This window comes from Variovorax sp. Varisp46, assembly GCF_059491885.1.
The window spans coordinates 4568829-4581812 of record NZ_CP168515.1 but is presented as its reverse complement, the minus strand read 5'-3'; the positions used below and the strand labels follow the sequence as shown (position 1 = coordinate 4581812).

The window sequence follows — 12984 nt, the reverse complement described above, 5'->3', positions numbered from 1 at the left end:
CGAGCCCATCAACTTCAAGGAAATCACTCTCATGTCCACGCAAACCACCATCGCTTCCGCAGCCGTTCATGTCGTCGGCCAGTACAACGACGCCGGCAAGACCCTGGTCGGCGCCTACCGCACCGGCGTGCATCGGCTCCTGGGCGGTGCCGCTTCGCGCTACAGCGAGTTCCTCGGCAGCCGCCAGATTCCGCTGGTGAGCGAGCAGGTCAAGGCCAACCTGATCGGCGCGCAGGAAAGGATCAATGGTTTCCTGGCCGACCGCCTGGATATCGACACCAGCCGCATTGTGTCCGTGATGGACCGCGTTGCAGCCGGCACCACCAGCGGCATCGAAGCCGTTGCTGGCCGCGTGGCCCGCGTCGAGTCGCCGGTCGCCACCTCGGTGATCAATGCCCTGGGCGCGCTGAACCAGCCGATCGCCGCCGTCTCGGTGCAGATCGCCGACAAGATCGCCGCCGGCACGAAGCAGATCGAAGCCCGCGTGAGCGGCGCCGAAGAAGCCAGGCCCGTTCGCACGGTGAAGGCCAAGGCCGCCGCCGCCAAGAAGCCGGTTCGCCGCGCTGCTGCCCGCAAGGCGGCCTGACCCCGGGGCGCGTGAAGCGCCCTTTTCTTTTTTCCGGCATCTGGAGCACTGCATGGCGACCCGTCCTGACGAAACTGCAAAGCTGAAGAAGAGGGCGGCGCCTGCGAAGAAGATGCCGGCTGCCAGGAAGGCGACCGCGGCAACCAAGAAGTCCGCGGAGCCCGGCAAGGCTGAAGTCTTGCTGCGCGCCGGCCTGAAGGCACTGGACAACGTGCGCAACGACGTCGCCAAGCGCCAGGCCAACGTGATCGAGGGCCTGCTCGGCATCGGGCAGGGCAAGGTCCCCGGGCTCGACAGCTTCGGCATCCGCAAGTTCGAGGACGTTTTCGACCAGCGCGTCGCCACCGCCATGCAGCGCCTGGGCATGCCCGGCGCAGAAGAAGTGCAGGCCCTGCGCGACGAGGTCGCGCAACTGCGCGCACGCGTGGCGCAACTCGAAGGCACCGGCGCCGCCGCCCCCCGTGGCCGCGCCAAACGCTGAGCGACAACCCGACAAGCCGGTTGTGGCCAGTTCCAACACCACACGCGACCGCATCCTGCAGGCCAGCCTCGCGCTGTTCAACGCGCAAGGCCTCGCGGCCGTGTCGACCCACAAGATCGCGGCCGAGCTCGGCATCAGCCCGGGCAACCTGCACTACCACTTCAAGGCCAAGCAGCTGATCGTCGAATGGCTGTTCCGGCGCTTCGAGCAGCGGCTCGAGGCCCTGAACGGTTCGTCGGCATCGATCGCCGCCATCGACGACCTCTGGCTTGCGCTGCACCTGCGCTTCGAGGCCATCGACGAATACCGCTTCATCTACCGCGACATGGCCTTCCTGGCCAGCGAATACCCGGCGCTGGGCCAGCGCGCGCAGGCCCTCACCGCGCAGAACCTGCTGGCTGCGCAAACGCTGTGCGAAGGCCTGGTGGCCTCCGGCGTGATCGAGACCAGTGCCGAGCAGGCCCGCATCCTGGCGCTGCAGATGGTCTTCACCACCACCTGCTGGCTGTCGTTCGAGCGGCTCGTGCCGGGGCGCGACGCGCTGGCGCAGGCCGACCCCGGTTTGGCGGCTTTCTACACGCTCACGCTGGTTTCTCCGTATGTTTCCAGCGAATCGAGGGCTTACCTTGATTACCTGAGGCGCAAATACCTCGGTTAAATGTCGCTGTCGTCCGACGGGGCATTGATTCCGTCGGCCTCATGTTCGTCTTGAAGCAGATAAAAACCACAAAGGAGCCATCCTTCATCATGACCACTGCCACCTACGCCAAGGAACCTGTCGCGCCACCGTCGCGCCTGCTGCTGCTGGCCGAAGCCCGCGCGCTCTGGGAAACCGGCGCCGGCATCGCCATGTGGCCGCTGCTGCAGCTCACGCCGCGCGGCGATGGACACCCGGTGCTCGTGCTGCCGGGCCTGGTGGCGGGTGACGGCTCCACGCTGCTGCTGCGCCGCTACCTGTGCAGCCGCGGCTATGACGCGCACGGCTGGGGCCAGGGCCGCAATTTCGGTCCGCGCGAAGGCGTGGAAGACGCCATGGTCGAGCTGCTGAAGACCCTGCACGACAAGAGCGGCCAGAAGGTCAGCGTGATCGGCTGGAGTTTGGGCGGCGTGTATGCGCGGCTGCTGGCGTCTTCCTATGCGCCCATGATCCGCAACGTCATCACGCTGGGCAGCCCCTTCTCAGGCAGCCCGCGCGCCACCAACGCATGGCGCGTGTACGAAGGCGTGAGCGGCCAGAGTTCGCATGACCCGCGCCGCATGAAGTTCGTGCAGCCCACGCCGCCGGTGCCGACCACCTCGATCTTCAGCCGCACCGACGGTGTCGTTGCCTGGCGCTGCAGCATCGAGAAGACCGGGCCGCAGTCCGAGAACATCGAAGTCGTCGCCAGCCACCTGGGACTGGGCGCGCACCCTGCGGTGCTCTATGCGGTGGCCGACCGGCTGGCGCAGCCCGAGGGCGAGTGGAAGCCCTTCAACCGAGGGCTGCTGGGGCCGCTGGTCTATCCGGATCCCGATCGCGATATCTGAGCCCCAGCGGGCTCCTCAGCTTCCGGCCCACACGTCCAGCACGTAGCGCTGGTCGGCGATCATCTTGTCCATCCACGCCTTGCTGTCGTGCCCGTGCTCGCGCGCGAGGTCGCTCAGCGTGCGCCGCACGTCGGGCTCCATGCGCGAGCCGTCGCCGCACACGTAGACCACCGCGCCCGCTTCCAGCAGCTTCCACACATCGGCGGCCTGCTCGCGGATCAGGTCCTGAACGTAGACCTTGCGCTCGCCCGCGCGCGAGAACGCGGTGTGCAGCTTCATCACGCCGCGGTGCGCCCAGGCCTGGAGTTCGTCGGCATAGATGAAGTCCTGCTCGGGATGGCGGCAGCCGAAGAAAAGCAGCGCCTCGCCGAGCGGGTTACCTCCTTCGATCTGCGCCGCGCGCTCCTGCAGGAAGCCGCGGAACGGCGCGAGGCCGGTGCCTGGTCCGACCATGATGAGCGGCCGGGCCGCATCGTCGGGCAGCCGGAAGCCCTCGGCCGTGGTCTCTCGCACCACGCCGTGCACCGTGTCGCCGGCTTCGGCGCGCGCCAGGAAGTTGGAGCACACGCCCTCGAAGGTGCCGCTGCCCGACCTGGCGGGGCCGCTCACCACGCCCACCGTCACGCTGCACTTGCCCGGCGTCATCGTCGGGGAAGAAGAGATCGAGTAGTAGCGCGGCGACAGCGGCGACAGCATTTCGAGGAACACCGCGAACGGTACCTGGCAGGCGCGGTGCTCTTCCAGCAGGTCGAGCAGCGACTTGCGCTTGTGCAGCACCTCTGTCTTGTACGCCGTCTGCGAAGACTCGTCGCTGCCCGACAGGGCCACGAGCTTGGGTTTGGTGAACGGGCACTCGGTGTACGCCGCGAGCGTGGCGATCTGCTTGCGCGTGGCCACGTCCTGCAGCTCGACGTAGTCGCCCAGCAGGCGGTCGACCGCGATCACCTGCTCCACCGGCAGCGCCGCCTTGCGGCCCGAGCCGGCATGCAGGCGCACATGCGCGTCGCGGTCGAAGCCGAAGCGCGCCATCGCACGTTCGACCTGGGCCGGACTGTTGCGCGGCACCACGCTCAGGTGGTCGCCGGCGCGGTAGACCAGACCCTCGGGCAGCATCAGCTCGACGTGGCGCGTGGAGCGGCCTGCTTCGCCGTTGCCGCCGTTCTGCAGCTCTCGGTTCTCGATCACCCGCAGCGCCACCGCGCCCAGCGCGTCGACGATCGCGTTCTTCTGCGGCGGCGGCAGCTCCTCGAGCGTGTAGAGCGGCTCGCTCTGCGCGGGTGAGTCGGCGCCGGTCTTGATGTCGAAGGCCTTCACCAGCTCGGGCCACAGCGCATCGCTCCAGTCCTGGAAGGCGCCGTCCATGTCCTCGCGCGCATCGCCTTCGCCGCGCGGATGCACGCGCGTGGCGCCGAGCGCCTCGAGCCGTTCGTCGATGCGGCGCGGCACCGCCTGGTAGGTGGCGGCCCAGTCGGTGTTGCCGCAGCCGAACACGCTGAAGCGCACGCCGTTGAGCGAATCGTCGGCCTTGTCGAGCCAGCGGTGGAACTCGGCCGCGTTGTCGGGCGCCACGCCGTTGTACGAGGCGCAGACGATGGCGACCGCGCCGTTGGCCGGCAGCCGCTCGGCATAGTCGTCGAGCGACGCCAGCTGGGTGGAGAAGCCGCGCGTCTCGCCGGCCTCGGCCAGCTGCCGCGCGAGGTCTTCGGCCGTGCCGAGGTTGGAGCCCTGCAGCACCAGCAGCGAGGTGCCGTGGCGCGCCGCCTGCTGCTTGCGCTGTGCTGGCTGCGTGGGCTGCACGGGCGCGGCGGCCGCGTCGCTCATGTTGCCGCGCGGGCGCGTGGCCGGGTCGCGCAGCAGTGCCTTGATCTTGAAATTCTCGGGCTTGATCGTCAGCGCTTCCTTGATCTTCAGCTTGTAGCCCGTGTGGTCCACGAGGTTGAAGCGCTGAAGGATCATGCCCAGCGTGAGCACCGCTTCCTGCAGCGCGAACTGCCGCCCGATGCAGGCGCGCTGCCCGTTGCCGAAGGGCTTGAACGCGTTCACCGGCCGCTCGCGCTCGGCTTCGCGGCTGAAGTGGTCGGGGTTGAACTGGTCGGCATCCTCGCCCCAGATGCCCTTGTCACGGTGCAGCGCCAGCGCATGCATGATGACCATGTTGTTCTTCTTGATCGTGTACAGCCCGCCGATCTTCGTGTCTTCCTTGGCGCGCATCGAGATCGCGGGCGCGGTCGGATACAGGCGCAGAGATTCCTTCAGCACCTGCATCACGTACTGCAGCCGGTTGACCTGCGCGTAGGTCGGCTTCTGCGAGGTGTCCGGGCCGAACACGTTGTCCACCTCGGCTTGCGCCTTGGCCATCGCCTCGGGGTTGTTCAGCAGGAAGTAGATGGCGAACGAGAGCAGGCCGCTGGTGGTCTCGTGCCCCGCGATGAGGAATTCGATGCACTCGTCGCGGATCATCTTGTCGGTGAGCTGCTCGCCGCTCTTCTTGTCCACGCCAGCGATCATGTAGCTCAGCAGGTCGGGCTTGGTGGCGATGTCGGCCCCGCTCGCGCGCCGCTCCTCGATGATGTCTTCCACCATCTTGTGCATGAAGCGGATGTCCTTGCGCTGTTGCGCGAGCTCCTTCTTCAGCATCAGCTCTTCCAGCGGCAGGCCGCGGCGGTTCTGCACCGTCTCCAGCGTGCGCACCATCGCATCGACGAAAGGATGGAAGCCTTCGCGGTAGAACGAGTTGAAGCGATAGCCGAAGCCGCACAGGCCGATGGTGTCGAGCGTGAGCGCGGTCATGTCGCGCACCACGTCCACCTCTTCATCGAAGTTCAGCCGCTCCCACTTGGTGACCAGCTGCCCCGCGATGTCCAGCATCATCGGGTGGTAGGCCTGCATCGCGCGCTGGCTGAAGTTGGCCAACAGGATGTTGTGCGGCTTCGACCAGGTCTCCTCGTGCGTGTCCGAAGTGAACAGTCCGTGCGAGGCGGCACGCAGCCGGCGCAGCGCGCCGCGCGTGCTCTTGTCGAAGCGCGCTTCCTCGCAGAGTTCGTCCACCAGCGCGGGCGACGAAACCACGATCACCGGCATGCCCGGCATGTCCAGCCAGTAGATGCCGCCGAGGTCCTGCGCGATCTTCCACATGTCGAGCACGGGGGAGTCGGAGCCGATCGACAGCAGGTTCCCGACGAAGGGCTTCTTCGCCGGATGCGGGATCGGGTGGAGCGAGTTTTTGCCTGCCATGGTCTTGTTGTGCCTTCGGAGTGGACCCGCTTCGGATACCGGGGTATGGAAGCCGGAGTATCCCGACGGCACGGGAGGTGGGCAGGACGGGGTTTCCCTTAGGACATTCGCGGAGGGGAGCACCCGGTGGCCTTCGCGCGCGCCCCGAGGCAAGTCATGGCCGAACCATCTTGCACTCCGTACCTTGCGCCAGCTCGTTCCCGGTATACACCGCGTCGGTGCGAAAACCGTAGTTAGTGCCTTCCCAGCCCGTCTTCACCGTCTTGCCGTCCACCGGCACGATGGTGTTGACCACCTGCGGCAGCAGCAGCTGGTGATCTTCGGCACGCATGCGCACCGAGCCCACCACAGAGTCGAAGCTCAGGTCCTCGAGCGCGCGAGCCACCTTGACGGTGTCGGTCGAACCGGCCTTGTCGATGGCGGCAGCCAGCAGGCGCGGCGTCATGTCGATGCGCGGCGCGAGGAAGTCCTTGCCGGTCTTGGCCTTGTAGGCCTTGGCCAGCGCGTCCACCTTGGGCGTGTCGGCCTCGCCCGGATGCCATTCGGCCACCCAGGTCAACTGGCCCAGCTTCGCCTGCGACACGGCCGTCACCGTGCCCGGCACCGAGCCCGCGCTGTGGTTGAAGTAGCGCAGGTTGTAGCCCGCGTCGCCCGCGGCCTTCAGCAGCAGCGTCATGTCCTGGCCCCAGTTGCCGGTGATGACCGAATCAGCGCCGCTTTGCTTCACGTTGGCGATGTAGGGCGCGAAGTCCTTCACGCGGCCGATGGGGTGCAGCGCCTCGCCCACGAACTGGACGTCGGGCCGCGCCAGGCCCACCAGCTGCCTGCCGTAGCTGGCCCACTGCTTGCCGTGCGCGTAGTCCTGGTTGAGCAGGTAGACCTTCTTCACGTCGGGCGTCTTCTTGATGTAGTTGGCCAGCGCCTTCATCTTCATCGCCGTGTTGGCCTCGGTCTGGAAGTGCCAGAAGCTGCAGCCCTTGCCCGTCATCTCGGGGTCGATGGAGGAGTGGTTCAGCACGATCAGCTCCTTGCCCGGGTTGCGCTGGTTCCAGCGCGCCACCGACTGCACCAGCGCCGTGACCACCGACGAGCCCGAGCCGCCCGTGACGATCGCCTTCGCGCCCTGGTCGATGGCCGCCTGCAGCGCGCTCTGGCTTTCCTGCGCCGAGAGCTTGCTGTCGAACTGCAGCAGCTGCAGCTTCGTGCCGCCGAGCACGCCGCCCCTGGCGTTGATGTCCTCGATGGCGTACTGCGTGTGCATCAGCATCAGCTCGCCGACGTTGGCAAAAGGACCCGAGAGCGGATCGATGTAGGCGACCTTGTAGGTCTGCTGCGCGTGAGCGGCGCCGGCGGTGGCCAGCAGGCAGGCAAGGGCGATCCGCGCCAATGGCGCACGGTTGAACTTCATGGTTTGTCTCCGGGGATGGTTGTCGGTCAGTTCTTCGCTTGCAGCCCGATCACGCGGCCGGCCAGCTTCGTGAGTTCGGCCACCACCTCGTCGGGCGAGAGGCGCCCGTTCGGGCGGTACCAGCTGTAGAGAAAACCCGGCAGGCTGCAGGCCGCGAGCGCGGTGAGCTTGGTCTCGGCGAAGTCGAGGTCGCCGTCGCGCCGCGCTTCTTCGAGCAGCGGGCACAGCAGGTCGTAGAAGTGGCGGGCGAGCTTCTTCTGCGCCGCGATGTACTCGGGCCGGTACACCTGCGGCTCGCGATAAGGAAAGAAGGCGACGGGGTGATGCGCAATGGTCGCGCGAATCAGCCGCTCGATGCCGTCGATCACCTTCTCGCTGGCGCGGCGCGGGTCGGTGGCTGCGAAGTCGAGCGCGGTGAAGCAATCGACAGCCGGGCGCCAGGAGAGCGTCTCGAAAATCTCCTGCTTGTCGCGGAAGTAGTAGTACACGAAGGGCTTGGTCACGCCCAGCGCGCGCACGATCTGCGCCATGGTGGTGTTGGCATAGCCCTGCGCCGCGAACAGCTGCGCAGCCGCCTGCAGGATGCGCTCGCGCTGCAGGTCGGTGCCCTGCGTGGCTGCGCGCTGTCGGCCCGTGCCTTGCGGCAGGTGCGGCTGTGCAGCGGTGCCGCTCTGGCCTCCAGAGGGTTTGTGCCGTGTCGCGGAAGTTATACCCATGGGTAGGATTGTTCGTGCACCATGCGCCATTGGCAAGCGCCAGCCCGGTGCGTGCGGCTATCGATAACCCTGAGGAAGTGACGCCATGGAGACATTGCCCGACCGCCCGCAGCAGCCCCTGCACGAGTACCTGCGCACCCACGCACGCGAGCGCGGCGGCAGCACTGCCTGTCTCTGGTACGGCCAGGCGATGAGCTGGTCCGAGCTCGATCGCGCGAGCGACGCCTTCGCCGCGCGGCTGCAGGCGCTCGGCGTGAAGAAGGGAGAGCCGGTGGTGCTCTTCCTCAACAACTGCCCGCAATACCTTGTGGCGCACTTCGGCATTCAGAAAATCGGCGCCATCGTCTGCCCGAGCGGGCCGCTCAACAAGGAGCACGAGCTGGCCTACCAGGTCAACGACCTGAAGGCGCGCGTGATCGTCGCGGCCGCGCCGCTGTTGCCGGTGGTGCGCAAGGTGCAGCCGCAGAGCGCGCTCGAACATGTGTTCGTGGTGCACTACGCCGATCTGCTGCCTGCCCATCCCGCGCTCGACCTTCCGCTCGAACTCGCCGCGGAGCGCAAGTCCGAACGCACCGTACCCGAAGGCTGCGAAGACTTCCTCGCCGTGATGAAGGCTGGCGCGAAGCCGCAGGCCGTCGCCATCGACATGGACGACGTTGCGCTCATGACCTACACCTCGGGCACCACCGGCCTGCCGAAGGGCGCGATGCTGAGCTATGGCAACGCGCTCTTCAAGACGCGCGCCGCGGCCGACTGCAATGGCGTGGGGCCCGATGACGTGCTGCTGTCCATTGCGCCGCTGTATCACATCGCGGGCATGCTGATGGGCGTCAACGTGCCGGTGCTCAGCGGCGCAACCTCGGTGCTGATGCACCGCTTCGACCCGCGCGCCGCGCTGCAGGCCATCGCCGCGTACAAGGTGAGCTGGTGGTACAGCATCGCGCCGATGAACGTGGCCTGCATGCAGGTGCCCGACATCGCGAGCTTCGACCTGGGCAGCCTGAAGATGAACCCGGTGACGAGCTTCGGCATCACCTTCACCGAAACGCTGGCGCGCCAGTGGCGCTCGCACGCGCCCAGCTGCACCTCGTTCGAGGCGGCCTACGGCTTGAGCGAAACGCACACCTGCGACACCTACACGCCGCACCATGCGCCGCGCTGGGGCACGCAGGGCGTGCCGGTGCCGGGCGTGACGATCCGCATCGTCAATCCCGACAAGGATGGCGACACGCAGGCCGACATGCCTACGGGCGACGTCGGCGAGATCGTGCTGACCAGCCCCGGCGTCTTCAAGGGCTATTGGAACAAGCCCGAGGCCACCGCTGCCACGCTGCGCAATGGCTGGGTGCACACGGGCGACATGGGCAAGCTCGACGCCGATGGCTACCTCACCTTCATCGGCCGCTTCAAGGAAATGATCAAAGTCTCGGGCTACAGCGTGTTCCCCGAAGAGGTAGAGACCATCCTCATCAAGCACCCGGCGGTCGCGCAGGCGGCCGTCATCGCGCAGCCCGATGCCGAGAAGGGCGAGGTCGTGAAGGCCTTCATCGTGCGCAAGCCCGGCGCCGCGCTCGAGGCCGATGCGCTGATTGCCTGGGCGCGAGACAACATGGCGAGCTACAAGGCGCCGCGCGCCGTGAGCTTCATCGATGCATTGCCGACCACCGGCGCGGGCAAGGTGCTGCGCCGCCTGCTCAAAGACCAAAGCTGAGAGGTTCTGTTTGTTCTCCAAAGTTCTGATTGCCAACCGCGGCGAGATCGCCGTGCGGCTGATGCGCGCCCTGCGCGACCTGGGCATCGCCAGCGTGGCGGTGCATGCGCGCGACGACGTCTCGGCGCTGCACGCGCAGCTGGCCGACACGGCCGTCGCACTCGATGCGACCGGGCCTTCCGCGTACCTCGACGTGGCCGCGCTGATTGCCGTTGCAAAGGCGCAAGGATGCGATGCGGTGCATCCCGGCTACGGCTTTCTCAGCGAGCGCGCCGATTTCGCGCAGGCCTGTGCCGAGGCAGGCCTCGTCTTCATCGGACCGACGCCCGAGCAGCTGGGCCTGTTCGGCGACAAGGCACGCGCGCGCGCCCTGGCCACGCAATGCGATGTGCCGGTGATGCCCGGCAGCGCCGGCGCGGTGACGCTTGCGCAGGCGCAGGCCTTCTTCGCCGAGCAGCACGCGCAGGGCGCGGGCGTAATGGTCAAGGCCATTGGCGGCGGCGGCGGGCGCGGCATGCGCGCGGTGATCGATGTGAACGAACTGCCCGAGGCACATGCCCGCTGCATGTCCGAAGCCAGGGCGGCCTTCGGCATCGAGGGCGTGTACGTCGAACGGCTGATGCGCAATGCGCGGCACATCGAGGTGCAGGTGCTGGGCGACGGGCAGTCCGTCGCCAGCCTCGGCGAGCGCGAATGCACGCTGCAACGGCGCTTCCAGAAGCTGGTGGAAATTGCACCGAGTCCCTCGCTGCCCGAGGCCCTGCGCGCGCGGGTCACGCAGGCTGCGCTGCGCATGGCGAAGGCGGTGGGTTATCGCGGGCTGGGCACGTTCGAATTTTTGGTCGATGCCGGATCGACGACGCTGCCCTTCGTCTTCATCGAGGCGAACCCGCGGCTGCAGGTCGAGCACACGGTGACGGAAGCGGTGACCGGTCTCGATCTGGTGCAACTGCAGATCGCTGTCGCAGCGGGCCAGCCCTTGGATGAACTGGGCGTGGACGCCGATCGCACCGCGCCGCAGCGCGGCTTCGCGGTGCAGTGGCGCATCAACGCCGAGACGCTCGATGCGCAAGGCAACGCGCGGCCTTCGGGCGGCACGCTCGCGCGCTTCGACCTGCCGGCCGGGCCGGGCGTGCGCGTCGACACGCACGGCTATGCGGGCCTTGCGCCTTCGCCGCACTACGACACGCTGCTCGCCAAGCTCATCGTGCATTCGCCATCGCCGCGTTTCGCAGATGCATTGCGCCGTTCGCTGCGCGCGCTGGACGAATGCCACATCGACGGCATCGCCACGAACCTGCCGCTGCTGCGCGCCATCGCAGCGCGGCCCGAGTTCGCGACGCAGGCGGTGCACACGCGCTTCGTGGAGGCGCATCTGGGCGATCTGCTGGCCGCCGCGGCCTCGTTTGAAAAGCATGCGAAGAAGACGGCGGCCGCGCCGGCTACACAACCCGCCGTCGAAGACGACGGTTCGGACGAACTGACCGTCAAGGCGCCGATGCCGGCCCGCCTCCTGCAGTTCGAAGTGGACATCGGCGACGTGCTGCCCGCCGGCGCGCAACTCGGCGTGCTCGAGGCCATGAAGATGGAGCACCTGCTGCACGCGCCCGTGGCCGGCCGCGTGGTCGCGCTGCTGGCCGCGCCCGGCGACTACCTCGTCGAAGGCCAGTCGCTGGTGCAGCTCGAAGCCGTCGATGCGCAAGCCGTCGAGGCCGAGGCGCGCGCCGAGCACGACCTCGATGCGATCCGCCCCGACCTGCAAAAGGTCATCGACCGCCACGCGCCCACGCTCGACATCAATCGCAAGGCCGCCGTCGACAAGCGCCACGCGCAGGGCGGCCGCACCGCGCGCGAGAACATCGCCGACCTGTGCGACACCGCTGCCGACCCCCAAAACTTCATCGAGTACGGCGCGCTCGCCATCGCCGCACAGACGCGCCGCCGCACGCTCGAGGACCTGATCGCCAACACGCCCGCCGACGGCATGGTCACGGGCCTGGGCAGCATCAATGCGAAGCAGTTCGGCCCCGAGGTGTCGCGCTGCGCCGTGCTGGCCTACGACTACACCGTGCTGGCCGGCACGCAGGGCATGCGCAACCACCACAAGACCGACCGGCTGCTGGCGGTCGCGCATCAGCTGAAGCTGCCGGTGGTGCTGTTCGCCGAGGGTGGCGGCGGTCGTCCCGGCGATACGGACATGCCGATCGTCGCGGGGCTCAACAACCATACCTTCAGCCAGTTCGCGGCGCTCTCGGGCAAGGTGCCCGTGGTCGGCATCGTGCACGGCCGCTGCTTCGCGGGCAACGCGGCGCTGCTGGGCTGCGCCGACGTGATCATCGCCACCAGGAGCAGCAACATCGGCATGAGCGGCCCCGCGATGATCGAAGGCGGCGGCCTCGGGACCTTTGCGCCCGAACAGATCGGCCCGAGCAGCGTGCAGTCGCGCAATGGCGTGATCGACATCCTCGTGGAAGACGAAGCCGCCGCAGTGGCCGCGGCGAAGCAGTACCTGTCCTACTTCCAGGGTGCGACCACCGGTTGGCAATGCGCAGACCCGCGCACGCTGCGCCACGTCGTGCCCGAGAACCGGCTGCGCGTGTACGACGTGCGAGCGGCGATGCGCGGCGTGGCCGACACCGGCTCGCTGCTCGAACTGCGCGCGGGTTTCGGCGCGGGCATCGTCACGGCGCTCGCGCGCATCGAGGGCCGGCCGGTGGGCCTGATGGCCAACAACCCGCACCACCTTGGCGGCGCGATCGACGTGGAAGCGGCCGACAAGTCCGCGCGCTTCATGCAGCTGTGCAATGCGCACGGCCTTCCAATTGTTTCGTTGTGCGACACGCCCGGCTTCATGGTCGGGCCCGAAATCGAGGCGCAGGCGCAGGTGCGCCACGTGTGCCGCATGTTCATGGTGGCCTCGCACCTGCGCGTGCCGTTCTTCGCCGTGGTGCTGCGCAAGGGCTATGGCTTGGGCGCGCAGGCGATGACGGCGGGCGGTTTTGACGCACCCGTTTTCACCGTGGCCTGGCCCACTGGCGAATTCGGTGCGATGGGGCTCGAAGGTGCTGTGCGTCTGGGCTTTCGCAAGGAACTGGCGGCCGTCCCGGAGGGCGGCGAGCGCGATGCGCTGTTCAGGAAGCTCGTGGCGCAGCAGTACGCGAACGGCGAGGCGATCCACATGGCGCAGACGCTGGAGATCGATGCAGTGATCGATCCGGCCGACACACGCACCTGGCTGGTGCGTGGGCTGTCCTCTGCGACGAAGGCGCCTGGCGCGGCCGCTGCCTATGTAGACACTTGGTAACCCGGCTTTAGACCTCG

The 12984-nt window shown here is 67.7% G+C and carries 9 protein-coding genes; 6 read left to right on the top strand and 3 right to left on the bottom strand.

Features of this window, described 5'->3' with window-relative positions:
* Positions 1–31: 31 nt before the first annotated feature.
* The 4 genes from ACEN9N_RS21670 (at position 32) to ACEN9N_RS21655 (ending at position 2594) form a co-directional block, all read left to right on the top strand.
* The gene (locus ACEN9N_RS21670; protein ID WP_495654495.1) at positions 32–586 is read left to right on the top strand and encodes a hypothetical protein; all 555 of its coding nucleotides are present in this window, start codon (positions 32–34) and stop codon (positions 584–586) included.
* 52 nt (positions 587–638) lie between these two features.
* Positions 639–1067: a phasin family protein gene (locus ACEN9N_RS21665; protein WP_413313231.1), complete on the top strand. Its 429-nt coding sequence runs from the start codon at positions 639–641 to the stop codon at positions 1065–1067.
* Between the two features lie 22 nt (positions 1068–1089).
* Positions 1090–1725, top strand: a complete 636-nt coding sequence (locus ACEN9N_RS21660; protein ID WP_007835992.1) for a TetR/AcrR family transcriptional regulator — start codon at positions 1090–1092, stop codon at positions 1723–1725.
* Positions 1726–1814: 89 nt separating this feature from the next.
* Positions 1815–2594, top strand: a complete 780-nt coding sequence (locus tag ACEN9N_RS21655) for an esterase/lipase family protein (protein WP_007835991.1) — start codon at positions 1815–1817, stop codon at positions 2592–2594.
* A gap of 15 nt (positions 2595–2609) precedes the next feature.
* Here ACEN9N_RS21655 and ACEN9N_RS21650 read toward each other — a convergent pair whose 3' ends face one another.
* The 3 genes from ACEN9N_RS21650 to ACEN9N_RS21640 form a co-directional block, all read right to left on the bottom strand.
* Positions 2610–5828: a bifunctional cytochrome P450/NADPH--P450 reductase gene (locus ACEN9N_RS21650; protein ID WP_495654494.1), complete on the bottom strand. Its 3219-nt coding sequence runs from the start codon at positions 5826–5828 to the stop codon at positions 2610–2612.
* Between the two features lie 154 nt (positions 5829–5982).
* A complete protein-coding gene (locus ACEN9N_RS21645) occupies positions 5983–7236 on the bottom strand; it encodes a branched-chain amino acid ABC transporter substrate-binding protein (RefSeq protein WP_495654493.1) in 1254 nt (417 codons plus the stop codon).
* Positions 7237–7262: 26 nt separating this feature from the next.
* Positions 7263–7952, bottom strand: coding sequence for a TetR/AcrR family transcriptional regulator (locus ACEN9N_RS21640; protein WP_413313226.1), 690 nt, complete (start codon positions 7950–7952; stop codon positions 7263–7265).
* Between the two features lie 85 nt (positions 7953–8037).
* Here ACEN9N_RS21640 and ACEN9N_RS21635 point away from each other — a divergent pair, with 85 nt between their 5' ends.
* Positions 8038–9663, top strand: a complete 1626-nt coding sequence (locus tag ACEN9N_RS21635) for an AMP-binding protein (protein WP_413313224.1) — start codon at positions 8038–8040, stop codon at positions 9661–9663.
* A 10-nt stretch (positions 9664–9673) separates the two neighbouring features.
* On the top strand, positions 9674–12967 hold the full coding sequence (locus ACEN9N_RS21630) for a carboxyl transferase domain-containing protein (RefSeq protein ID WP_495654492.1): 3294 nt from the start codon (positions 9674–9676) through the stop codon (positions 12965–12967).
* Positions 12968–12984: the final 17 nt, after the last annotated feature.

What these genes read in the sequence shown, in the direction of transcription:
- ACEN9N_RS21645 (WP_495654493.1), bottom strand. Translation starts at nt 7,236, where the DNA reads ATGAAGTTCAACCGTGCGCCATTGGCGCGGATCGCCCTTGCCTGCCTG.
- ACEN9N_RS21670 (WP_495654495.1), top strand. Translation starts at nt 32, where the DNA reads ATGTCCACGCAAACCACCATCGCTTCCGCAGCCGTTCATGTCGTCGGC.
- ACEN9N_RS21650 (WP_495654494.1), bottom strand. Translation starts at nt 5,828, where the DNA reads ATGGCAGGCAAAAACTCGCTCCACCCGATCCCGCATCCGGCGAAGAAG.
- ACEN9N_RS21635 (WP_413313224.1), top strand. Translation starts at nt 8,038, where the DNA reads ATGGAGACATTGCCCGACCGCCCGCAGCAGCCCCTGCACGAGTACCTG.
- ACEN9N_RS21640 (WP_413313226.1), bottom strand. Translation starts at nt 7,952, where the DNA reads ATGGGTATAACTTCCGCGACACGGCACAAACCCTCTGGAGGCCAGAGC.
- ACEN9N_RS21655 (WP_007835991.1), top strand. Translation starts at nt 1,815, where the DNA reads ATGACCACTGCCACCTACGCCAAGGAACCTGTCGCGCCACCGTCGCGC.
- ACEN9N_RS21665 (WP_413313231.1), top strand. Translation starts at nt 639, where the DNA reads ATGGCGACCCGTCCTGACGAAACTGCAAAGCTGAAGAAGAGGGCGGCG.